Source organism: Streptomyces sp. NBC_00727, from assembly GCF_045161745.1.
Classification (GTDB): domain Bacteria; phylum Actinomycetota; class Actinomycetes; order Streptomycetales; family Streptomycetaceae; genus Streptomyces.
The window spans coordinates 1,968,875-1,991,059 of the sequence record NZ_CP108981.1 but is presented as its reverse complement, the minus strand read 5'-3'; the positions used below and the strand labels follow the sequence as shown (position 1 = coordinate 1,991,059).

19 protein-coding genes and 3 tRNA genes are annotated in these 22,185 nt (G+C 70.5%); 11 read left to right on the top strand and 11 right to left on the bottom strand.

From position 1 onward, the window contains the following. The first annotated feature begins 23 nt into the window (after positions 1-23). The 4 genes from OG242_RS08910 to OG242_RS08895 all read left to right on the top strand — a co-directional run bounded on the left by OG242_RS08910 (position 24) and on the right by OG242_RS08895 (position 6,188). Positions 24-1,361, top strand: coding sequence for a deoxyguanosinetriphosphate triphosphohydrolase (locus OG242_RS08910; RefSeq protein ID WP_405897626.1), 1,338 nt, complete (start codon positions 24-26; stop codon positions 1,359-1,361). A gap of 88 nt (positions 1,362-1,449) precedes the next feature. After that, a complete protein-coding gene (locus OG242_RS08905; RefSeq protein ID WP_405897625.1) occupies positions 1,450-2,709 on the top strand; it encodes an NAD(P)/FAD-dependent oxidoreductase in 1,260 nt (419 codons plus the stop codon). 116 nt (positions 2,710-2,825) lie between these two features. After that, positions 2,826-4,736 carry a DNA primase gene (gene dnaG / locus OG242_RS08900; protein WP_405897624.1) on the top strand — a complete coding sequence of 637 codons (1,911 nt, stop codon included), beginning with the start codon at positions 2,826-2,828 and terminating at the stop codon, positions 4,734-4,736. Positions 4,737-5,090: 354 nt separating this feature from the next. Continuing rightward, on the top strand, positions 5,091-6,188 hold the full coding sequence (locus tag OG242_RS08895) for an RNA polymerase sigma factor (RefSeq protein WP_405897623.1): 1,098 nt from the start codon (positions 5,091-5,093) through the stop codon (positions 6,186-6,188). Between the two features lie 74 nt (positions 6,189-6,262). Here the strand turns inward: OG242_RS08895 and OG242_RS08890 are convergent, their stop codons facing one another. The 4 genes from OG242_RS08890 to OG242_RS08875 form a co-directional block, all read right to left on the bottom strand. Further along, positions 6,263-8,194 (bottom strand): ABC transporter ATP-binding protein, encoded by a 1,932-nt coding sequence (locus OG242_RS08890; protein ID WP_405897622.1) that lies wholly within the window; start codon positions 8,192-8,194, stop codon positions 6,263-6,265. Further along, complete coding sequence (locus OG242_RS08885; protein WP_405897621.1) at positions 8,194-9,927, bottom strand: ABC transporter ATP-binding protein; 1,734 nt, start codon at positions 9,925-9,927, stop codon at positions 8,194-8,196. Before OG242_RS08885 ends, OG242_RS08890 begins: the two co-directional genes overlap by 1 nt. A gap of 135 nt (positions 9,928-10,062) precedes the next feature. Next, positions 10,063-11,508, bottom strand: coding sequence for an FGGY family carbohydrate kinase (locus tag OG242_RS08880; RefSeq protein WP_405897620.1), 1,446 nt, complete (start codon positions 11,506-11,508; stop codon positions 10,063-10,065). 69 nt (positions 11,509-11,577) lie between these two features. Further along, positions 11,578-11,883, bottom strand: a complete 306-nt coding sequence (locus OG242_RS08875; RefSeq protein ID WP_405897619.1) for a YtxH domain-containing protein — start codon at positions 11,881-11,883, stop codon at positions 11,578-11,580. 180 nt (positions 11,884-12,063) lie between these two features. Between OG242_RS08875 and OG242_RS08870 the strand changes: the two genes are divergently transcribed. The 5 genes from OG242_RS08870 (at position 12,064) to OG242_RS08850 (ending at position 13,452) form a co-directional block, all read left to right on the top strand. Then, a tRNA-Asn gene (locus OG242_RS08870) sits at positions 12,064-12,136 on the top strand. A 5-nt stretch (positions 12,137-12,141) separates the two neighbouring features. Continuing rightward, positions 12,142-12,214: transfer RNA gene (locus tag OG242_RS08865), tRNA-Asn, on the top strand. 166 nt (positions 12,215-12,380) lie between these two features. Further along, positions 12,381-12,457: transfer RNA gene (locus OG242_RS08860), tRNA-Ile, on the top strand. A gap of 357 nt (positions 12,458-12,814) precedes the next feature. After that, entirely contained in the window at positions 12,815-13,048 is a 234-nt protein-coding gene (locus OG242_RS08855) for a type II toxin-antitoxin system VapB family antitoxin (protein WP_015577068.1), read from the top strand. Next, positions 13,045-13,452 (top strand): PIN domain nuclease, encoded by a 408-nt coding sequence (locus OG242_RS08850; protein ID WP_405897618.1) that lies wholly within the window; start codon positions 13,045-13,047, stop codon positions 13,450-13,452. The genes OG242_RS08855 and OG242_RS08850 overlap by 4 nt, the downstream gene beginning before the upstream one ends. Positions 13,453-13,885: 433 nt before the next feature. On the opposite strand, the gene OG242_RS08845 is transcribed toward OG242_RS08850, so the two are convergent. Beyond that, positions 13,886-14,374, bottom strand: a complete 489-nt coding sequence (locus OG242_RS08845) for a cupin domain-containing protein (RefSeq protein WP_405897617.1) — start codon at positions 14,372-14,374, stop codon at positions 13,886-13,888. Positions 14,375-14,503: 129 nt separating this feature from the next. Beyond that, positions 14,504-15,142: an NADPH-dependent F420 reductase gene (locus tag OG242_RS08840; RefSeq protein WP_405897616.1), complete on the bottom strand. Its 639-nt coding sequence runs from the start codon at positions 15,140-15,142 to the stop codon at positions 14,504-14,506. 335 nt (positions 15,143-15,477) lie between these two features. Here OG242_RS08840 and OG242_RS08835 point away from each other — a divergent pair, with 335 nt between their 5' ends. Then, entirely contained in the window at positions 15,478-16,113 is a 636-nt protein-coding gene (locus tag OG242_RS08835) for a TetR/AcrR family transcriptional regulator (RefSeq protein ID WP_405897615.1), read from the top strand. A gap of 183 nt (positions 16,114-16,296) precedes the next feature. Here OG242_RS08835 and OG242_RS08830 read toward each other — a convergent pair whose 3' ends face one another. From OG242_RS08830 to OG242_RS08810, 5 genes are all read right to left on the bottom strand, one after another. Next, positions 16,297-16,560 (bottom strand): Txe/YoeB family addiction module toxin, encoded by a 264-nt coding sequence (locus OG242_RS08830; protein ID WP_185301023.1) that lies wholly within the window; start codon positions 16,558-16,560, stop codon positions 16,297-16,299. Then, positions 16,557-16,841 (bottom strand): type II toxin-antitoxin system Phd/YefM family antitoxin, encoded by a 285-nt coding sequence (locus OG242_RS08825; RefSeq protein WP_405897614.1) that lies wholly within the window; start codon positions 16,839-16,841, stop codon positions 16,557-16,559. Before OG242_RS08825 ends, OG242_RS08830 begins: the two co-directional genes overlap by 4 nt. A gap of 678 nt (positions 16,842-17,519) precedes the next feature. Then, complete coding sequence (locus OG242_RS08820) at positions 17,520-17,978, bottom strand: S26 family signal peptidase (RefSeq protein WP_405897613.1); 459 nt, start codon at positions 17,976-17,978, stop codon at positions 17,520-17,522. Beyond that, complete coding sequence (locus OG242_RS08815; protein WP_405897612.1) at positions 17,975-18,736, bottom strand: ABC transporter ATP-binding protein; 762 nt, start codon at positions 18,734-18,736, stop codon at positions 17,975-17,977. Before OG242_RS08815 ends, OG242_RS08820 begins: the two co-directional genes overlap by 4 nt. A 105-nt stretch (positions 18,737-18,841) precedes the next feature. Beyond that, positions 18,842-21,625, bottom strand: coding sequence for an FtsX-like permease family protein (locus tag OG242_RS08810; protein ID WP_405897611.1), 2,784 nt, complete (start codon positions 21,623-21,625; stop codon positions 18,842-18,844). Between the two features lie 279 nt (positions 21,626-21,904). On the opposite strand from OG242_RS08810, the gene OG242_RS08805 reads away from it, so the two are divergent. Further along, a complete protein-coding gene (locus OG242_RS08805) occupies positions 21,905-22,114 on the top strand; it encodes a hypothetical protein (RefSeq protein ID WP_405897610.1) in 210 nt (69 codons plus the stop codon). Positions 22,115-22,185: the final 71 nt, after the last annotated feature.

Below are 22,185 nucleotides of genomic sequence, written 5' to 3'. Positions count from 1 at the left end.
TGCGGCCGATTACTGTCGGACCCATGAACGGCACGGACAGCACGGTCGGCACACAGCACCCCGGCAAGGCGCCGCCCTACGGCCCGGCCGACGCCGAGCGGTGGGACCCCGAGCCGGACAAACGCCCGGGCCGCACCGCCTTCCAACGCGACCGCGCCCGCGTGCTGCACTCCGCGGCCCTGCGCCGGCTCGCCGGCAAGACCCAGGTCGTCACTCCGGGCACCCGCGGCCCGGCCTGGGACGCCAGCCCGCGTACCCGGCTCACCCACTCCCTGGAGTGCGCCCAGGTCGGCCGCGAGCTCGGCGCCGCCCTCGGCTGCGACCCCGACCTGGTGGAGGCGGCCTGCCTCTCCCACGACATGGGACACCCGCCTTTCGGCCACAACGGCGAGCAGGCGCTCAACGACTTCGCGTCCGACTGCGGCGGCTTCGAGGGCAACGCCCAGTCGCTGCGGCTGCTCACCCGTCTCGAACCCAAGCGCTTCGTCCCCGACACCCGCACCGGCGACCTGGTCAGCGTCGGCCTCAACCTCACCCGCGCCGCCCTCGACGCCGCCACCAAGTACCCCTGGCCCCGGGGCGCCCATCCCACGGACCCCGGCTCGCCCAAATTCGGGGTCTACGAGGACGACCTGCCAGTCTTCGACTGGTTCCGCAAGGGCGCGCCGCGCCACCGCAAGTGCTTCGAGGCCCAGGTCATGGACTGGTCCGACGACGTGGCGTACTCGGTCCACGACTTCGAGGACGGGCTGCACGCGGGGCACATCGACCCCGACTGCCTGGAGGCGGAGCCGGAGCGCCGCGAGATCTGGGGCGTCGCCATCGGCCGCTACGTCCCGGCCGGCACCGACCCGCAGGAGCTGGCCGAGGCGCTGGACCGGCTCATCGCCCAGGACTGGTGGCCGCACGGCTACGACGGGTCCGCCGTCGCCCAGGCCCGGCTGAAGGACGCCACCAGCCAGCTGATCGGCCGCTTCTGCCTCGCCGCCGAGACCGCCACCCGCCAGGCGTACGGCACCGGACGCCTCAGCCGTTACGCCGCCGAGCTGGTCGTCCCGCGCGCCACCCGCAACGAGTGCGCGGTGCTCAAGGCCATCGCCGACCGCTACGTCATGCAGCGCGCCGAGCAGGAGGAGATCCGCGCCGACCAGCGCATCGTCATCGCCGAACTGGCCGCCGCGCTCACCGCCCGCGCCCCCGAAGGGCTCGAACCGCAGCTGCGCGCGCTGTACGAGGCGGCGCCCGACGACCGCGCCCGCAAACGGGTCCTCGTCGACCAGATCGCCGCCCTCACCGACGCCTCCGCCCGAGCCCTGCACCGCTCGCTCACCACCCCCGGGGCCGGCCACCACCGGGTGTGACCTGATCGGGCCACACCCCCTTTCGCCACTACGCTGCGTGCGGGACGCTCGCAGTTGGCGCCGCGCAGCAAGCACCGAGGAGGCACAAGTGGTCGACGCACATCGGACGTTCGTCATCGTCGGCGGAGGGCTGGCCGGGGCGAAGGCAGCCCAGACGCTCCGGTCGGAGGGGTTCAGCGGCCGGGTCATCCTGATCGGCGACGAGCGCGACCATCCGTACGAACGCCCGCCGCTGTCCAAGGGCTACCTGACCGGGAAGGAGGACCGCGACACCGTCTTCGTCCACGAGACCGCCTGGTACGCGGGCGCCGACGTCGAGCTCCACCTCGGCCAGCCCGTCACCGCGCTCGACCGCGAGGCACGCACCGTCGAGACGGGCGACGGCGCCGTCTTCCACTACGACAAGCTGCTCCTGGCCACCGGCGCCGAACCCCGCCGCCTCGACGTACCCGGCACCGACCTGGCCGGCGTCCACCACCTGCGCCGCCTCGCCCACGCCGACCGGCTGCGCAACGTGCTGGCCGCCCTCGGCCGGGACAACGGCCACCTGGTCATCGCCGGGGCCGGCTGGATCGGCCTGGAGGTCGCGGCGGCGGCCCGCGGTTACGGCGCCGAGGTCACCGTCGTCGAACCGGAGGCCACGCCGCTGCTGCGGGTCATCGGCCCCGAGCTGGGCCAGATCTTCACCGAACTCCACAGCGACCACGGCGTCCGCTTCCACTTCGGCGGCCGGCTCACCGAGATCGTCGGCCAGGACGGCATGGTCCTCGCGGTGCGCACCGACGACGGCGAGGAGCACCCCGCGCACGACGTGCTCGCCGCGATCGGCGCCGCCCCGCGCACCGCGCTCGCCGAGGCCGCCGGCCTGGAGATCGCCCCGCGCGAGCAGGGCGGCGGCATCGCCGTCGACGCCTCGCTGCGCACCAGCGACCCGCACATCTACGCCGCCGGCGACGTGGCGAACGCCGCCCATCCGCTGCTCGGGACCCGGCTGCGCGTCGAGCACTGGGCCAACGCGCTGAACGGGGGCCCGGCGGCGGCCCGCGCCATGCTCGGCCAGGACGTCAGCTACGACCGGGTGCCCTACTTCTTCTCCGACCAGTACGACCTCGGCCTCGAATACTCCGGCTGGGCCCCGCCCGGCAGCTACGACCAGGTGGTCATCCGGGGCGACGCGGGAAAGCGCCGGTTCATCGCGTTCTGGCTGAAGGACCGCACCGTACTCGCCGGGATGAACGTCAACGTGTGGGACGTCACGGAGCACGTGCAGAAACTGATCAAGGCGGGCCGGCCCGTCGACCCGGACGCCCTGGCCGACCCGTCGGTGCCCCTGGAATCCCTGGTCTGAGCGGCCCCGGACCGGTGCGCGGGGCGCCGCTCCCGGCCCCGCGCCGGTCCGGGACCCGGCCCCGGACCGCACCCGCCCGCGCCGTCCCTGTCCGAGCCCACCCGTAGACTTCATGCGTGGCAGGCAGGATCAATGACGACGATGTGAAGGCGGTACGGGACGCGGTCCCGATCGACGCCGTCGTTTCCGAGTACCTCCAGCTGCGCAACGCGGGCGGGGGCAACCTCAAGGGCCTGTGCCCCTTCCACGACGAGAAGTCCCCCTCCTTCCAGGTCAGTCCGAGCAAGGGCCTCTTCCACTGCTTCGGCTGCCAGGAGGGCGGCGACACGATCGCCTTCGTGCAGAAGATCGACCACCTGACGTTCGCGGAGGTCGTCGAGCGGCTCGCCGCCAAGGCCGGCATCACCCTGCGCTACGAGGAGGGCGGCTACAACCCCTCCCACCAGCGCGGCGAGCGGATCAGGCTGGTCGAGGCGCACAAGGCGGCCGCCCAGTTCTACGTGGACCAGCTGAACGGCCCCGAGGCCGAGATCGGCCGCAAGTTCCTCGCGGACCGGGGCTTCGACCAGGCCGCCGCCGCCCACTTCGGCGTCGGCTACAGCCCGGCCGGCTGGGACCACCTCACCCGCTTCCTGCGCGGCAAGGGCTTCAGCGACAAGGAGCTGATCACCTCCGGCCTCTCCCAGGACGGCAGGCGCGGCCCCATCGACCGTTTCCGCGGCCGCCTGATGTGGCCCATCCGCGACACCGCCGGGGACGTCGTCGGCTTCGGTGCCCGCAAGCTCCGCGACGACGACAACGGCCCGAAGTACCTCAACACCCCCGAGACCCCGATCTACAAGAAGTCCCAGGTGCTGTACGGCATCGACCTGGCCAAGAAGGACATCGCCAAGTCCAGCCGGGCCGTCGTCGTCGAGGGCTACACCGACGTGATGGCCTGCCACCTCGCCGGGGTCACCACCGCCATCGCCACCTGCGGCACCGCCTTCGGCGGCGACCACATCAAGATCCTGCGCCGCCTCCTCATGGACAACGGCAGCGCCCGCGTGATCTTCACCTTCGACGGTGACGCGGCCGGTCAGAAGGCCGCCCTGCGCGCCTTCGAGGACGACCAGAAGTTCGCCGCCGAGACCTACATCGCCATCGCCCCGGACAACATGGACCCCTGCGACCTGCGGCTGGTCAAGGGCGACGACGCCGTCCGCGACCTGGTCGAACCCCGCACGCCGCTCTTCGAGTTCGCGCTGCGCCAGATCGTGGGGCGCTACGACCTGGAGACCCCGGCCGGCCGCGCCGCCGCACTGGACGAGGCCGCCCCCGTCGTCGCCAAGATCAAGACGGGCAGCGTGCAACGGGAGGTCGCCGTCCAGCTGGCCGGCTTCGTCGGCATCCTGGACCAGGAGTACGTCGTCCACCGGATCAACCAGCTCGCCCAGTGGGCCCGGGGCCGGGGCGGCGACCGGCGCGGACCGGCCCCCGCAGGCCGCGGCGGCGCCCGCCACCAGCAGCAGGTCCAGGCCCCGCCCGTCCCCTCGGGCCCCGCGCTCAACCTCCGCAGCCCCGCCCACCGCACCGAGCGCGAACTGCTCAAGCTCGCCCTCCAGCGCCCCGAGCTCGTCGCGCCCGCCTTCGACGCCTACGGCTCCGACGAGTTCACCGCACCGCCCTACACCGCCGTGCGCGAGTGCATCGCGGAGGCGGGCGGCGCCGAACAGGGCCTCGCCGACAGCCGCGAGTACCTGGTCCGGGTGCTCGACGCCACGCCCAACGAGTCCGTCCGCAAGCTGGTCACCGAGCTCGCGGTCGAGGTCTTCCACGGCAAGTCCATCGACGAGACCTACGCCGGCGAACACCTGGTCAAGGTCCGCCTGCGCGCCGTCGACCGCCGGATCAACGACGTCCAGAGCAGCCTGGCCCGCCTCGGCAGCAACGTGGCCCCCGACCACCTGGCCGCCGCGCAGAACGAGGTCTGGGTCCTACAGCAGTACGCCCAGACCCTGAGCAACCACGGCGCCGACGCGCTCTGACGCAGGGCCTGTCGTCTGGATCGGGCCGGGCTCGCGGGCACCGGCACCGCACCTCGCCGCGTTGTCGTCAATCACCAACGCTCCTTCCCCTAGTTCTCGGCTCCGCTCGAACGGGGGAGACCCCATCTGCCTCAATCCTCCGCCTTGCGATGCACGGCACCGGAGCCCGCTCCCTGATCCGGCCCGATCCAGACGACAGGCCCTGACCGGGCCGTCACGCGACGACCTCAGAAAGTCACCGCACGCCCCTCGTGGCGGCTGTGTGTCGTACCCCACACTGGATGGCGGTGCCCTGAGTCATCGGAGCGCGGCCCCGTCCCGCGGTCCGGCAGCGATCACCTGGAGGTCGCCCCCGTGCAGACCCGGACCGTGCCCGAAACCGAGAGCCTGGCCGCCATACCCGTGCAGGCCAGGGCCGCGCGCCACCCCGAAGCCGGCGGGCACCCCCCGGCAGCGGCGCCCGAGCCGGCCGAGGCCGCCGTGATGGAGGAGGCCGTCGAGCCGGAGGAGCCCCCTGAGCCGCGCGGGAAGCCGGAGACCGGGCCCACCTCGGACCTGTTCCGCCAGTACCTGCGCGAGATCGGCCGCATCCCGCTGCTCACCGCCGCCGAGGAGGTGGAGCTCGCCCGGTGCGTCGAAGCCGGCCTGTTCGCCGAGGAACACCTCGCCCGCACCCCGGACCCCGACACCCGCCTCGCCGTCGACCTGGACCGCCTGGTCGTCATGGGCCGCACGGCCAAGCGCCGCCTCATCGAGGCCAACCTCCGGCTCGTGGTCTCCGTCGCCAAACGCTACGTGGGCCGCGGCCTGACCATGCTCGACCTCGTCCAGGAGGGGAACCTCGGGCTGATCCGGGCCGTCGAGAAGTTCGACTACGCCCGCGGCTACAAGTTCTCGACGTACGCGACCTGGTGGATCCGCCAGGCCATGTCCCGCGCCCTCGCCGACCAGGCCCGGACCATAAGGGTCCCGGTCCACGTCGTCGAGCTGATCAACCGCGTCGTCCGGGTCCAGCGCCGCATGCTCCAGGAACGCGGCTGCGAACCCACGCCCGAGGAGGTCGCCGCCCACCTCGACCTGACGCCCGAACGGGTCGGCGAGATCCTGCGCCTCGCCCAGGAACCCATCTCGCTGCACGCCCCGGTCGGCGAGGAGGAGGACGTCTCGCTCGGCGACCTCATCGAGGACGGCGACGCCGCGTCCCCCGTGGAGTCCGCGGCGTTCCTGCTGCTGCGCCAGCACCTGGAGGCGGTCCTCTCCACCCTGGGCGAGCGCGAACGCAAGCTGGTCCAGCTGCGCTACGGGCTGGTCGACGGGCGGCCCCGCACCCTGGAGGAGATCGGCCACATCTTCGGCGTGACCCGCGAACGCATCCGCCAGATCGAGTCGAGGACCCTCAGCAGACTGCGCGACCACACCTCCGCCGACCAGCTCCGCGGCTACCTCGACTAGGGCCTGCGCCCCGAGGCAGCCGCGGAGCGGCCGTACCGCCGCGCCCTGTCCGACCCTGATCCGCCGGACAGGCCCTAGTCGACCTCGGCGACCGCCTGCGCGAACTGCGCCGCGTACAGCCGGGCGTAGGCGCCCTTCGCGTCCAGCAGTTCGTCGTGCGTGCCCTGCTCGACGATCGAGCCGTTCTCCATGACCAGGATGACGTCGGCGTCCCGGATGGTGGAGAGCCGGTGTGCGATCACGAAGCTCGTACGGCCGTGCGCGAGGCCCGCCATCGCCTTCTGGATCAGCACCTCGGTCCGGGTGTCGACGGAGCTGGTCGCCTCGTCGAGCACGAGTATCACCGGGTCGGACAGGAACGCCCGGGCGATCGTGATCAGCTGCTTCTCGCCCGCGCTGACCCCGGAGCCCTCGTCGTCGATCACCGTGTCGTAGCCGTCCGGCAGGGTCCGGATGAAGCGGTCGGCGTGGGCGGCCCTCGCCGCCTCCTCGATCCGCTCCCGGCTGACGTCGCCGGAGGCCCCGTAGGCGATGTTCTCCGCGATGGTCCCGCCGAACAGCCAGGTGTCCTGGAGGACCATGCCGATGCCCGAGCGCAGGTCGGCCCGCGACATCTTCGCGATGTCGACGCCGTCCAGCGTGATCCGGCCGCCCGTCACCTCGTAGAACCGCATCAGCAGGTTGACCAGCGTCGTCTTGCCGGCGCCGGTCGGGCCGACGATCGCGACCGTGTGGCCCGGCTCGACGTTCAGCGACAGGTCCTCGATGAGCGGCTTCTCCGGGTCGTAGCGGAACGCCACGTTCTCCAGCGCGACGCTGCCGCGCAGGACGCCGGGGTGTTCGCCCTCGCCCTTCGCCGGGTCGGGCTCCTGCTCCTCGGCGTCCAGCAGCTCGAAGATCCGCTCCGCCGACGCCACACCGGACTGCACCAGGTTCGCCATCGAGGCGACCTGGGTCAGCGGCATCGAGAACTGCCGCGAATACTGGATGAACGCCTGCACATCACCGATCGACAGCGCGCCCGACGCGACCCGGAGCCCGCCGACCACGGCGATCAGCACGTAGTTCAGGTTCGACACGAACATCATCAGCGGCTGCATGATCCCGCTGTTGAACTGCGCCTTGAACCCGGCCTCGTACAGCGCCTCGTTCTGCTCGGCGAAGCCCTTCGCGGACTCCTCCTGCCGGCCGAAGACCTTCACCAGGGTGTGCCCGGTGTACATCTCCTCGATGTGGGCGTTGAGCTTGCCCGTCACCTTCCACTGCTGCACGAACTGCGGCTGCGAGCGCTTGCCGACCTTCGTCGCCACGACCACCGACAGCGGCACGGTCACCAGAGCGACCAGCGCCAGCAGCGGCGAGATCCAGAACATCATCACCAGCACGCCGATGATCGTCAGCAGGGAGTTGATGAGCTGGCCCATCGTCTGCTGCATCGTCTGCGAGATGTTGTCGATGTCGTTCGTCGCCCGGCTCAGCACCTCGCCGCGCTTGGCGTGGTCGAAGTACGAGAGCGGCAGCCGCGACAGCTTCGTCTGGATGTCCTCGCGCAGCCGGAACACGACCCGGTTGATCACCCGGATCGACAGCCGCGTCGACACCAGCATCAGCAGCCCGGCGCCGACGTACACCGCCAGCGCCATCAGCAGGACGTCGCCCACCGCGCCGAAGTCGATGCCCCGGCCCGGTGTGAAGTCCACCTTGGAGAGCATGTCGGCCAGGCCGCTGTTGCTCCTGCGCAGGCCCTCGACGGCCTGCTCCTTGGTCGTCCCGGCGTCCATGCCGCGGCCGACGACCCCGGCGAACACCAGGTCGGTCGCCCTGCCGAGGATCTTCGGGCCGACCACGGAGAGCCCGACGCTGAGGGCCACCGCCAGCAGCATCACGTACAAGGTGTTCTTCTCGGCGGCGAAGCGCTTCAGCAGCCGCTTCGAGGACCCCTTGAAGTCCATGGACCGCTCGGTCGGCGCCCCGCCCGCCATCATGCGTCCGCCAGGCCCGGCCATTACGCGGCCTCCGCTTCCGTCAGCTGGGAGAGCACGATCTCCCGGTACGTGTCATTGCCGTCCATCAGCTCGTGATGGGTGCCGGTCCCGACGACCCGCCCCTCGTCCAGCACGATGATCCGGTCGGCCTCGCGGATCGTGGAGACCCGCTGGGCCACGATCACCACGGTCGCCTCGGCGGTCTCCCGCCCGAGCGCCGCCCGCAGCGCCGCGTCGGTCGCGTAGTCCAGCGCCGAGAACGAGTCGTCGAAGAGGTAGATCTCCGGGCGCTGCACGAGGGTCCGCGCGATCGACAGCCGCTGGCGCTGACCGCCCGAGACATTGGTGCCGCCCTGCGCGATCGGCGCGTCGAGCCCGTGCTCCAGGGCCTCGACGAACTCCTTCGCCTGGGCGACCTCCAGCGCGTGCCACAGCTCCTCGTCGGTCGCGTCCGGATTCCCGTACCGCAGGTTCGTCGCGACCGTCCCCGAGAACAGGTACGGCTTCTGCGGGACCAGGCTCACGGTCTTGGCCAGGAGCACCTGGTCCAGCGTCCGCACGTCCGTGCCGTCGACCAGCACCTGGCCGTCCGTCACGTCGAACAGCCGGGGTACGAGCCCGAGCAGCGTCGACTTCCCGCTGCCCGTCGACCCGATGATCGCGGTCGTCTCGCCCGGCCGCGCCACCAGGTCCACCGCCCGCAGCACCGGCTCCTCGGCGCCCGGGTAGCGGAAGTCCGCGCCGCGCACCTCCAGATGCCCGTGGGCGCGCAGCTCCCGCACCGGCTCCACCGGCGGGACGACGCTGGACTCGGTCTCCAGGACCTCCTGGATGCGCTCCGCGCACACCTCGGCGCGCGGCACCATCATGAACATGAAGGTCGCCATCATCACCGACATGACGATCTGCATCAGATAGGCGAGGAACGCCGTCAGCGCGCCGATCTCCATCCCGCCGCTGTCGATGCGGTGCGCGCCGAACCAGACGACGGCGATCGACGACACGTTCACGACGGTCATCACCGTCGGGAACATCAGGGCCATCAGCCGGCCCGTCGACAGCGCCACGTCCGTCAGCTCGGTGTTGGCGCCCCGGAAGCGCCCCTCCTCGTAGTCGTCGCGCACGAAGGCGCGGATGACGCGGTTGCCGGTGATCTGCTCGCGCAGCACCCGGTTGACCGTGTCGAGCCGCTTCTGCATCTGCCGGAACAGCGGGCGCATCTTCCGCACGATCAGGCTGACCGCGACCCCGAGGACCGGCACCACCGCGAGCAGCACCGCCGAGAGCGGCACGTCCTGGCCCAGCGCCATGATGATGCCGCCGACGCACATGATGGGCGCCGACACCATCAGCGTGAACGTCATCAGCACCAGCATCTGTATCTGCTGGACGTCATTGGTCGTACGGGTGATCAGCGAGGGCGCGCCGAACCGCCCGACCTCGCGCGAGGAGAACGACTGCACCCGGTCGAAGACCGACGCCCGCACGTCCCGCCCGAGCGCCGAGGCCGTACGGGCGCCGATGTAGACGGCTCCGATGTTGCAGACCACCTGGGCGATGCTGACGACGATCATCACGCCGCCGTACTGGAGGATGTAGCCCGTGTCCCCCTGCACGACACCGTTGTCGATGATGTCGGCGTTGAGGGTCGGGAGGTAGAGGGTGGCGCAGGTCTGCAGCAGCTGGAAGACGACCAGCACCGCGATCGGTTTCTTGTACGGACCGAGATAGGCCCGCAGAATTTTTATGAGCACGCGTGTCTCTCGGAGTCGGCGTAGGTCGGGGGAGCCGACCCATCTTCCGGCACCGCTCGCCGGGACCGCGAACGTTTTTATTCAAGTCCAGGTCAAAAAACGGACCCGGTCCATAATTTCGCGGTCCCGCCGCACTCAGCGTGTCGAGTCGAACGCTCCCGGGTGAATCTGGTCCCGCGTCGCGATGTACTGCTGGCGCACCGCCTGCCCCACCGGCAGCTCCTCGCCCGGCTCCAGCACCTGTGCCGCCGCGCCCTGCCAGGCCGGGGGAGTGCGCCCGTCGAGCGCCCCCTGCGAGACCCCGAGCGCCCAGGCCGCCTGCCGGGCCGCGCCCCGCGCCGCGTACTGGGCGGGCTCCGGCACGACCACCTGCGTCCCCAGCAGCGCGGGCGCCAGCTGCTGCACGGCCGGCAGCTCGGCCGCCGCGCCCAGCAGGAAGACCCGCCGCACCTCCACGCCCCGGCCGCGCAGCACGTCGAGCGCGTCCGCCAGCGAGCAGAGCATCCCCTCGAACGCGGCCCGCGCCAGGTGCTCCGGCTTCATCGACTCCCGCCTCAGCCCGCACAGCGTCCCCGCGGTGTGCGGCAGCTGCGGGGTGCGCTCACCCTCCAGATACGGCAGGAGTACGAGCCCCGAGGAACCGGCCGTCGACTTCAGCGCCAGCGCCGACAGCGCGTCCAGCCCCTGAACGTCCAGCATCTCGGCGGTGCCGCGCAGCGCGCGTACGGCGTTCGACGTGTGCACCACCGGCAGGTGCATGCCCGTCGCGTCGGCGAACGAGGTGATCATCCCGGTCGGGTCGGCCAGCGCCTCGTGGTGCACCGCCATCACGGAACCCGAGGCCCCCAACGACACGACCGCGTCCCCGACGCCGACCCCCAGCCCGAAGGCCGCCGCCATGGTCTCACCGGTCCCGGCGGAGATCAGCAGCCCCTCCGGTGTCATCCCGGCCGCCTCGGAGGGGCCCAGCACCTCCGGCAGCGCCGCCTGGTGCCCGAGCGCCAGCTCCACCAGATCCGGCCGGTAGGACTCGCTGCCCGCCGACCAGTACCCGGTCCCGGACGCGGCGCCCCGGTCGGTGGTCCGCCGGGCCGGCCGCCCGAGCAGCTGCCACACCAGCCAGTCGTGCGGCTGGAGCACCGCCGCCACCCGCTGCGCCTGCTCCGGCTCGGCCCGGGCCAGCCAGCGCAGCTTGGCCACCGGCTGCGCGGCCTGCGGCACCGCCCCGACCGCCTCGGCCCAGGCCTGCCGTCCGCCGAGCCCGTCGATCAGATCGGCCGCCGCGGCCTGCGCCCGCTTGTCGTTGCCGAGCAGCGCCGGGCGTACGAGGTTGCCCTGGTGGTCCAGCGGTACGAGCCCGTGCTGCTGCGCGGAGACGCCGATCGCCTGCACCCCTTCGAGGAGCCCGCCGGTGGCTGCCTCACCGAGGGAGAGCAGCCAGGCCTGCGGGTCGACCTCGGTGGCCTTCGCCTCGACGGGGTGAGGGGCGTACCCCTCGCGCAGTACGGCACCCGTGTCCGTATCGCAGACCACGATGTGTGTGAACGCGGAAGAACTGTCCAAGCCGGCGACTATGCCCATACACAGATTCTGCCGCACCCCCGGCGGTTTCCCGTACCGGTGGCGCGGCAGAAGCGACGGCGCGGCCGGCTAGGTGTTGGTCGTCCCCCAGTCGTCCCCCACGCCGTTCCCGGTCCCGCGCCCGCGGAAGGACCGCACCCGGTCCGTCACGGACGCCGGCACCTTGTCGCCGACCTTCTCGCCCACGGCGTGGTACGCCTTCCCCGCGAACTCCCGGCCGCTCTGGGCCGCGGTCTCGCAGGTATTGCGCACGGCCGGGTTCTGGGCGAACTGGCGTGCGGACTTCTTCAGCTGCTCGTAGCGCTCGCGCCCGGCCCGCGTGCCGAGCACGTAACCGAGGGCCACTCCGGCGATGAACGTGAGCCGGTACCGCATGGCTGCCACCCTTCCTTCGCTCCGTGCGACGTGTGCTGCTCGCCTACCCGCAGACGCCCGAGATCACCCCGGCCGATACCGATTGGCAAAGCACCCCCCTGCTTGCGCTAATGTATGTGTCGCAGCGAGCGCGCGCCGCCCGGCATCCGCCAGGCAGGTACGTTCGAGGCACCGCAGCAATCCCCTGTAGCTCAATTGGCAGAGCAGCCGGCTGTTAACCGGCAGGTTACTGGTTCGAGTCCAGTCGGGGGAGCGCGATCCCCTGTAGCTCAATTGGCAGAGCATTCGGCTGTTAACCGGAGGGTTACTGGTTCGAGTCCAGTCGGGGGAGCGATCGGAAGAGGGCCCCTACGGGGTCCTTTTTCGTGTGCCCGGAACCGGCCGGCGAGCAGCGCCGTCTTCATGGTCATCAACAGCCGGGCATCCGCAGCGGGAGATCGTATGACCGGCTATGCTGCGGCAGACGGTGCGCACACATGTACGCGCCACGCCGAAACGGGGCGGTAGCTCAGCCGGTTAGAGCAGCGGACTCATAATCCGTCGGCCGTGGGTTCGAGTCCCACCCGCCCCACCAGTAGTCACCCCGAGGAAACGTTCTGACCTGCGGAAACGCGGTTTTCGCGGGATTGGGTGTCCCGAATCGGTGTGGCGAACGTGTGCCGTTTCGTGTCCCCTGTGAGGGTCAAGAGGCCTGTGACCTGGGGTTTTGTTCGAGTCTTCGATGGGGTGCGTGGTGAAGGCTCCCACGGCTGCTGAGGCAGCGGCCCTGCCTCACCGCATCGACGTCATCCGCTCGGTATGCGGCTCGTGGCCGCCGGCTCGGCGGCCGGGGCGGGTCCTCTCCGTCTCGTGCTCGATGATCTGCCGCCGCGAATGTTGGTGATGTATCGTAGTTATGTACATCATGGACTCAGGGTGAGGGGTGGCTGATATGTCCGTGACTCAGGTCGATCTCGATGACGAGGCGCTGGCTGAGGCGATGCGTCTCATGGGTGTCTCGACGAAGAAGGAGACGGTCAACGGGGCTCTGCGGGACTACGTGGCGCGCATCAAGCGACTGGAGGCCGCCGAGAAGCTGGCCGCGCGAGGTGAGCGGGGAGAGTTCGAGGCTGCGGCTGCGGCGCATGCAGCGGCCAAGCAGGCCCGGCGAGCAGCCTTCGAGTGATCGCATACCTGCTCGACACGTCCGCCCTCTGGCACCTCTTTCGTACACCGGGGGCATTGCGTCCCTGGGAGGGGCACATCGCCGCCGGCGTGTTCCATATCTGCGAGCCCACGAGGGCGGAGTTCCTCTTCTCGGCCACAAGCCCTGCTCATCGGGACGAGTTGGCCGAAGAGGTCGACGACCTCTGCCATCTCGCCCCGGTTCCCAAGGGTGCGTGGCGCTGGGTCGACACCGCGCAGTACAAGCTCACCCAGCGAGGGCAGCACCGTGCCGCCGGAGCCATCGACCTCCTGGTGTGCGCGACGGCGGTCCATCACGGTCACACGGTGCTTCACGTGGACAACGACTTCGCCACGGTGGGAGCGGTCCTGAAGGAAGTGCAGCAACGAGACGTACGCGCCTGACCTTCGCCCTCGGCCGTGATCCCGGCTCCGGCGAATGCCATCCCGAGGCGGAAGAGTGTCCGGCCCGTTCGCGAACCAGGGCATCAGTGTGTCTCTGCTCTTCGACGAGGCTGGAGCGGGGAGTGTCCGGTGCCGTGAACCCTGCGTGTTGCTGGAAAGGTGGTGCAGCGAACGCTGCACCACCCCCGATCGAGCCGGATCGAGCCAGACGCATCCCGATCGAAACGACGGTGTAAATCGGGCTCTTTGGTAAGGCCGCAGGTGAGAAGCCTCACTGATCTGGGTTCGGGTCCCACCCGCCCCACCCAGCATCTCCAGGCAGAATCCCGTACGCCTGGCAGCGGTAGGACCAGGCGCGCCGGGCACTCCGACGTGCTGGTCCACAGCCACCGCGGCACCCGCGAACTGTCCGGGATTGTCAAGGCTCGTTGATTTACTGCAGTGGGGGCCCGACGTGCTCGGTATCGTACGTGACCGCAAGCGCCTCGATGCGCGAGTCATTGTCATTGATGACCCCGCCATTTTCCTGGGCGAGTGCGGCGATCTCATAGAACAGCCCGTCCGGGCCGGCGGGTGCGAACATGACCAGGAACCTGGCCTGCTCGCGTCCGACCACCCGGGGCGCGTGGACCGTTCCGCGCGGCACCATGACGAGCGTGCCGGGCGTGGCGCTTACCCGCTGGTCGCCGATCTGGAAGTCCATCTGGCCCTGGAGGACATAGAAGAGCTCCTCGCTGCTGTGATGGATATGAAGAGGGGGCCCGAAGCCGGGCTCGGCGGTCCCCTCCATCACGGCGATGGAGCCTGAGCCCTGGTCGGCGGTGACCTTGCCGAGCAAGTTGGGGATCAGCAGGCCGTCGCCGGGGATCGGCCGGCCCGCGCCGGCCGGTAGGACGATCGCCCCATGTGGCAGGTAGCTCACGAGGTTCCCTTCTGAACGGAAGCGGAAACGAGATTGGGTGTGAGGCTTCTTCCCCGCCGAGAGCGCCACGGATCGCAGCCGGGTGGCCGATGTCGGCGTCTCCAGTACGGATGGAGAAGATGCGTATGGTCAGTCGCGGACGGTGAGGCCGATGGAGAAACTGCTGCTGTGGACGGCTTTGCCGGACATGGCGCGCATCAACAGCACGCTCGTTCCTTCGAGCCAGCGAGCGTTCGTCAGGTCGCCGACGTCGAGCGGGCGCAGCGCGAGGCTCTCGACGAACGATGACACGCGCGCCTTTGCTTCGGCATCGTCACCGGCGATGAACACGTCCAGCGGGCGGGGATCCTCGGGCGTGTAGGCGGTCAGCACGTGGCCGAAGACGGTGTTGAACGCCTTGACGACGTGCGCTCCCGGGGGAGCGGACTTGGCGATCTCCTGCGCGCCGGAACTGCCCTCTGGCGTAACCAGTCCCGTGAGGTCGGGATTGAACGGGTTGGTGATGTCGACGATCACCTTGCCCGACAGCGCGTTGCCGAACTGGCGCACGAGCGGTGCGGTGTGGGCGTAGGGCACGGCGAGGATGACTATGTCGCCGGTTGGTGCCGCGCCGATCGTCCCCGCTGTGGCGCCGCCGATCGCCCTGACCAGAGCGTCGACCTTGGAAGCATTACGGCCGATGACCTCGACCGCGTTGCCGCCCGCGAGTGCGCGGCTGCCCAGGGCGCGGGCCATGTTCCCCGTTCCGATGATGCTGATTCTGCTCATGGTGTGCGTTCTCCTTCTTCTCGATCTTTCGGCTTCCCTCGCCGACGCCGGGTCAGGCGCACGGTCGAGGGCGTGGGCCGTGTTCAGTTCAGGCGGTGAAGCGCAGGTCGAGGTTGATGGTGGCCGTAGCCGCCGCGTGAACTGAACGCGGCCCACGCCGGCGATCTCCGCGCCGGCGGAGGCCGCGGGCAGGATGCCGGCATTGGAACAGGGTCATGGTTGAACTCCTTGGTCGGTCCCGGCCGTGCACGCGGCGGTGGGGGTTGTGATGCGGGCTCGGTGGCTCGCGTCATCGTAAACGGACTTTACCCCGCTTGTATTCCCTCGGCTACCGTATGACCGTGGACACCCCCCTGCTGCCCATCGGGCCTCCTCCGGCCGAGCGTGCCGACGCTGTGCGCAATCGCGAACACCTGCTCAACGTCGCCCGCGAGATGATCTCCGAAAGCGGGGCGAGGCGGGTCACCATGGACGCACTGGCCGAGCGGGCCCAACTGGGCAAGGGAACCGTCTTTCGGCGTTTCGGCAGCCGGGCGGGCATTTTCGCCGCGTTGCTCGACGATGCCGACCGCACATTCCAGCAGCAGGTGCTCTACGGGCCGCCGCCACTGGGTCCCGGCGCCGACGTGATCGCCCGGCTGGTCGCCTACGGCCGCGCGCGCACCGGATTCCTGCTCGAGCACCATGCGATCGAGCGCGCCGCACTCGATCGCAACCAGCAGGTGACCATCGCTGCCGGAGGGATGTCGACCACCCACATCCGGATGCTCCTCGGGCAGGCCCGGCGCGAAGGCCTCCTGCCCATCGTCGATATCGACAGCTTGGCAATGCAGCTCGCCGCAGCTCTCGAGGGGCCCTTCGTGATGTACCTGGCGCCCGCGGAGAGCACCGCCCCGGAGTCGGCACGCCGAGAAGCCGCACTCGCCGACAGCTGGGAATCACTCGTCGAGCGCGTCTTGAAGTTCAGGTGACCGCGAAGATCGAGGGGACGCGGGGGAAACTGAAGCGGCGGAGCAGGCGTACGCGGAACATCTCAAGCGAATCGGCGGAGAGGACGGGGCGCGACGCCCCCGCTCCAGAAAGGCCCTCGCGGGCTGCGAGGGCTGACGGGCGCTATCAAGAGCCGAGGCCCAACCCCTCGGTGTGCGCCTGGTTCACCGTTCGTAGTGGAAGCGGCACGCCACCACGTGAATGATGGCGTTCTCATCGATGCGGTACACCAGTCGGTGTTCGGAGTTGATGCGCCGCGACCAGTAGCCGGAGAGGTCGTTCCGCAGCGGTTCGGGCTTGCCGATTCCTTCGTGGCCGCCCCGGTCGATGTCGGCGATCAGCTGGTTGATGCGCTTCAGTATTTTGCGGTCGTTCCCCTGCCACCACAGGTAATCGTTCCAGCCGTCGTCGACGAACAGCACCTTCACGCGGCGCCCCGCCCGGCCGCCTCGTCATCGGGATCCACCAGCTCGCGAAGCACAGCCTGGCCGGCCCGGTCCTGCTCGATGGACCTGCGCAAGCGCTCGGCCATCGCGGGCGACCGCAGCAGGTAATCGGTCTCTTTCAGCGCCTCGTACTCGGCGAGCGAGACGACGACCATCGGCTCGTGGCCAGTCCGGGTGATGACCAGCTCCTCGGCGTCGTTCTCCACCGCGTCGAGGGCGTCGGCGATGCCCGCGCGTAGCTCGGTGACACTCATCGTCTTCATGACGTACACGATAACGTACAGAGAGGATCCCCGTGTGGCTGATCGCGATCCGCCTCCGGACGGCCATGCGGTTCAGTCTTCGGTGACATTGGGGTGCGGCAGAGCCCGTTGGGCGGCTCAGTTGGTGTGGTGACCTCGTCGTTTTCGCGGTCGACCCGCTCCATGAGCGTGATCGTCGCGAACTCGGGAATGATCACTTACGGACACGGTGGTAGCGGACTTCGTCTGCGCGGAGTTGACGGCGTTCGAGGCGGGCACAGTGGGGCGGCGTGCTCCTCGACCCGCGCCTGCGGCAGTCTGCGGTGGCGTTCGACGAACGTTACTGATGGTTATGCCGGTCGTTCGGCTGGCCGATGTCTCAGATTCTCTGGTCGGCCTGCCGGCCGGAAGCGAGACTTCCGCTCGGTGCGGTTGAGAGGGACGTGATCGGACGGCCCGGATGCGGCCTCATGTGCCTCTCGGGTCGGTGCAGCGAACGCTGCACCGCAACCCGCTGGAGTCGGATCGAGCAGGATGCAGCCGGATGGAAACAGGCGGGTATGTCGCACTCTTTGAGATAACCGCAGGTGAGACGCGTCACCGATTTGGGTTCGAGTCCCACCCGCCCCACCCAGCATCCCCAGGCAGAATCGATCTGACCTGGGAAACGTGCATGGTGCGGCGGTTTTCCACGCGGTCCTAGTCCTCCGGCGCCGCGCTGCGCCGTATCCGCCCCAAAATCACGCCCACCACCCGGTCGTTCCGCAGGACGCCCCACTCGCGGGAATCCGTGCTGCGCGCGGAGTTGTCGCCGAGTACGGCCACGTGGCCGGCCGGGACGGGCGTCCCGTGGACGACGCCGGCGGTTCCCGCGGGGGCCGGCTGGCCGGATGTCGCGGCCAGGCGCTTGACGGCGTACCGGTTGCCGGCCGCCCGGGGCGCCGGCACGTCGCACCCCGGTGGTTCCCACAGGACGACCGCCTGCCCCCGCCGCGGCCGGGCCAGGGGGCGGCGCACCATGAGCAGCAGGTCTCCGTCGGCGTAGGAGGGCTCCATGCTGATGCCCTCGACCGTGATCAGGAGCAGGGACGAGCGGGCCACTGCCAGGAGGGCGATCGCTCCGCCCAGGACCCATGGCGTGGCGCCGCCCAGGGTCATGGACGTACGGCCGGAGCCGGGGCGGTGCGGCTGTCCTCCAGGACCCGGCCGTCCCGCATGGTCACGACGCGTCCGCAGCGCGCGGCGATGCCCATGTCGTGGGTGGCCAGGACGAGGGTGGTGCCCTGTTCGGTGTTGAGGCGCAGGAGCAGCTCGATGATCTCCGTGCCCGTGGCGGAGTCGAGGTTGCCGGTGGGTTCGTCGGCCAGCAGCAGGGACGGCCGGCTGATCAGGGCGCGGGCGATGGCCACGCGTTGCTGCTGACCGCCCGAAAGCTGCGACGGCAGCCGGTCCTCACGGCCTGCCAGGCCGACGGCGGCGAGGAGTTCGTCGGCCCGCCCCCGTGCGGACGCGCGGCTGCGGTAGGGCAGTACGGGCGCGACCACGTTGTCCCGGGCGGTCAGCGCGGGCAGGAGGTGGAAGCGCTGGAAGACGAAGCCGATGCCGGCCCGATAGCGGGTGAGTTCGGCCCGTCCGGAGGCCGTGATCTCGGTGCCGCCGACCGTGATGCTCCCGGCGTCGGCGGCTTCGATCGCGCCGAGCAGGTGCAGCAGGGTCGACTTGCCCGACCCGCTCGGCCCGATGAGCGCCACACTGCTGCCCGCTTCCAGGGTGAGCGAGACGTGATCGACGGCGGTGACCGGGTCGGCCGCGCCGGAGCCGAACACCTTCACGACGGACTCGGCGGTGATCACGGCTCCCGGGGCGGCCGCGGCCGCCGGGGGAATGGTCCGGGTCTTCGGGATGCGGAATCTCAACTCTGTTCTCCTCGATGGCTCCGTGGGCTGGTACCCGGTGTCCGGCCGCGCGCCGGGGGGTGGCGGACCGGACCCGCCGTCCCCCGGCTCCGTGCGGTGACCGCGTCACTCCTCCTCCGCCAGCGTCTGCGCCGTCGAACCCGTCCGGAGCGTCCGCGCGGGCAGCGCCGCACAGGCGACGGTGGTCAGGACCGCCCCGACGGCCACCGCCCCGGCGACCCATCCGAGTACCGGGAGGTACCCGCCGGTGAGCGCCGAGCAGGCGGCCAGCGCGAGTCCGGCGCCGAGCACCGCCCCGGCGGTGGCCGTGAGAGCCGCCTCGCCGAGCACCAGCCGGGTGAGGGAGCCGTCCGGCCAGCCGGTCGCCCGCAGCACGGCGTACTCGGCCGCGCGATCACGGATGTTGGTGTAGAGGACGTCGGCCACGCTCGCGGCGCCGAGGAGGGCCGTGATCGCGGCGGCGACGTAGTCGGTGGTGCGGACCTGGACGGTGACGGCGTTGCCGAGCAGCGAGCCGGCGACCTCACCCTGGAACGCGGCCCCGATCCCGATCAGGATCACCAGCGCCGCCACCCCGCCGGCCAGCGCCGTCGCGCCGAGCGCCGTCCGCCCGGGCACCCGGCGCACGTTGGCCCAGGCGAGGCTCGGGACTCCGGTGACCTTTGTGCGGTGGGCGCGCGCGCTCACCGAGGGGCGTATCGCCTCACCCGGGTGGGAGCGCGCCGACTGCAGGGCCGGCCACAGCGAGGCCAGAGCGGCCAGCCCGACCGCCGCCGGGATCGCGAGGAGCGCCCGCGACCACCGCACCTCCACCCCTGCCAGGGCCCCGGCCGGAACGGCCAGTACGGCTCCGACCAGCCCGGCCGCCGCCCCGATCGTGACCACCTCGGCCAGGACCAGCGCGAACAGCCTTCGGGCCGGCCAGCCCACACAGGCGAGCACCCCCAGCTCGGTGCGGCGTGACCGCACCGCCGCGGAGGTGGCCCCCGTGACGAACAGCGCGCACACCGCGAGGACCAGCAGGAACAGGATGAGGGACTTGCGGTCCACCGCGTCGGCGATCGCGGTGGCCACTCCCTTGCGGGACCACATCTGGCTGAGTGTCAGGGCGGGGCGTCCGAACTTTCCGGCCGGGTCGACGACGTCGACGGCGGTCGGCGACGAGCCCATGGTGATGTCGACGGCCAGCCCGGTGCGGTTGCGGATCTGCTCCGCGGCCAGCCGTACGCGTTCGCGGGAGAGGGCATCGGTGCCGAGGGTGCCGTCCAGCCTGACGCGGATCGCGCTGATCGGTTCGGCGGCGTTCACGCCCCCCTGGAGGCTGATCCCGCTGAACTGCTCGGGGTCGTGGAGGAGAGGCAGGGAGGAGAGCGTGGTGATCATGGAGGGGGCGACGGACAGGAGACCCGCGACGTTGCCGTTCGGCAGCAGCGACTTGCCCTTGAGCGCCGCCTTGGAGGCCGCGTCGGCGCCTTCGGCCTGCGGAGGGAAGAACGTCTCCAGCGGCACCGCACCGAAGTGGCTCTGGCCGGCCGTGAGCCTGTCGGGATCGAAACGGCCGATCGGCTTGATCAGGGGCATGGGCTCGTCGGTGGTGTTGCTGCCCACGTACATGTGCGAGACGTGCTGGTCCAGCGACCGCACCGCCGTGTCCCCGAGATCGGATCCGTCGCCCAGCTCGCCTTCCCCCAGGTCCGGTTCCAGCAGGGGGCCCTGTCGGACGGGGCGGGCGGCCAGCTGGTCGCCGGACGACTCGTAGGTGACCGGGGACGCGCTGAGGTAGTAGCTCAGGTTGCTCCAGGCGAATGGCTCCCCCGGCGCCCTCTCCTCCTGGCCGAGACCGCGGGTCATGGCGTCGTACGCGGCGTCCGACGTGAACTCCACGCTGTGGCTGCGCAGGGCGGGAGCGTCGGGCAGCGACCGGGCCAGGGTGCCCGAGTTCTCGCCCGAGGAGATGTGTGCGGCCGCCTCGGGGGAGAGTTCCTCGACCTCGACGCGCAGCTTCTCCTCGACCGGGGAGCGGTCGGCCAGCAGCACCGGGATGTCCGCGAACCGCGAACCATCGCGCTCGACGACCGCCGTCTTCTGGTCCGGTGCGAAATAGGATCCCTCCACGACCGCCTTGTCCAGGCCCACCAGACGGGCCTCCTGGACCGGATCCACCGCCGCCACCAGATACGGGAAGCGCCATGTGACGTAGCCGATGCCGGCCGGGGGGACGTCCGTCCCGGTGGCCTTCGGACTGGCCCCGCCTGGTTCGTTGACGTTGTTGCGCGCGTGGGTGGACCCGCAGGTGGGAACCAGGCCCTCGGCCCGATTGGTCTTCGGGTCGTTCCCCGTCGCCACGCTGCAGACCTCGCGGCGTTCGCCGTCCGCGCCGACCAGATCGATCTGCCCGCTCAGCTCCCCGCCCTTTCCGCTTGCGCTCTTCGGGTGATCGAGCCGCTGCGGCGCCACGTAGAGGTACGAGCTCTCGGCCGGAACCTTCGTCAGGCCCCGCTCGGAGATCAGCTCCGGCTTCAGGCGCCAGAGCTGGGCCTTCCCGCCCGGACGGACGGACTTCGATACGTCGACCGGCAGATGGACGGTCGACGGCAGGTAACCGACGACGGCGACGGGCGCCGCGGCCCGGATCCCCGGGATCTTCAGGATCCGCCGCCACTGCTCCTCGCTGATGCCCCCCTGGAGGTCGCTCAGCGCCGTGGCGGAAACCAGCTTCTGCTGTGTTTCGAGCGCGGACCGCGCTCCGGGTGGCCGCACCAGCAGGTCGTACGCGCCACGGGAGTTGGCCGCCACCGTGCCCTGGACCTCAAGGCGCTGACGGCCCGCGGTCGCGGTCAGCACGGTGAAGGAGGTGACCGCCACGACCAGTGCGATGAGCAGTGCCACCGCCCGTCCGGACCGGAATCCGATCTGTGCCCTGACCGTGTGCCACACGCGCTCCCCCTGGCTGGATCGGCGGCCACCCCGGTGCCGCGTCCGTCGCAGGCCGAAGCCGGGCAGTCGCTTGTGCCTGACGGGAGGAGATGTTCACACCGGGAGTCGGGGGCGTCAATACGATGCGCGAAAGTCTGTGTTCTTTTCATTAAACACTTGTTTTTTTGCAACCTGTGCACGCAGGGTTGCAGGGCTACATACCGAAAGTGTGCACCGACCTGAGGAGTTTTCATGCGTCGCACGTTCGACCGGGTGGGCGATCGGATCCTGCGGGCGGTCCTGCCGTCCGCGAAGGCGTCCGCGGCCTGCTGGGGGCCATGGAAGACGATCTTCACCAGCTCGGCCTACGTCCTGCAGCAGCGCAACGCCTGCACCGGCAGCGCACGGCAGTGCCGGGTCAGCATCAGCGGGGCGCCCTACACGTCGGCCACCTGCCCCTGAGCAGCGGCTGACCCGTTGACGCGGTAGTTACGGGACCGCGTCGACGCGACAGTGCGTGGGGGGCGACCGCA

Excerpts from the sequence above, each read along its gene's own strand:
- OG242_RS08910 (WP_405897626.1), top strand. The coding sequence starts at position 24 with ATGAACGGCACGGACAGCACGGTCGGCACACAGCACCCCGGCAAGGCG.
- OG242_RS08890 (WP_405897622.1), bottom strand. The coding sequence starts at position 8,194 with ATGGCCGGGCCTGGCGGACGCATGATGGCGGGCGGGGCGCCGACCGAG.
- OG242_RS08880 (WP_405897620.1), bottom strand. The coding sequence starts at position 11,508 with ATGGGCATAGTCGCCGGCTTGGACAGTTCTTCCGCGTTCACACACATC.
- OG242_RS08875 (WP_405897619.1), bottom strand. The coding sequence starts at position 11,883 with ATGCGGTACCGGCTCACGTTCATCGCCGGAGTGGCCCTCGGTTACGTG.
- OG242_RS08855 (WP_015577068.1), top strand. The coding sequence starts at position 12,815 with ATGTCCGTGACTCAGGTCGATCTCGATGACGAGGCGCTGGCTGAGGCG.
- OG242_RS08840 (WP_405897616.1), bottom strand. The coding sequence starts at position 15,142 with ATGAGCAGAATCAGCATCATCGGAACGGGGAACATGGCCCGCGCCCTG.
- OG242_RS08835 (WP_405897615.1), top strand. The coding sequence starts at position 15,478 with ATGACCGTGGACACCCCCCTGCTGCCCATCGGGCCTCCTCCGGCCGAG.
- OG242_RS08825 (WP_405897614.1), bottom strand. The coding sequence starts at position 16,841 with ATGAAGACGATGAGTGTCACCGAGCTACGCGCGGGCATCGCCGACGCC.
- OG242_RS08820 (WP_405897613.1), bottom strand. The coding sequence starts at position 17,978 with ATGACCCTGGGCGGCGCCACGCCATGGGTCCTGGGCGGAGCGATCGCC.
- OG242_RS08805 (WP_405897610.1), top strand. The coding sequence starts at position 21,905 with ATGCGTCGCACGTTCGACCGGGTGGGCGATCGGATCCTGCGGGCGGTC.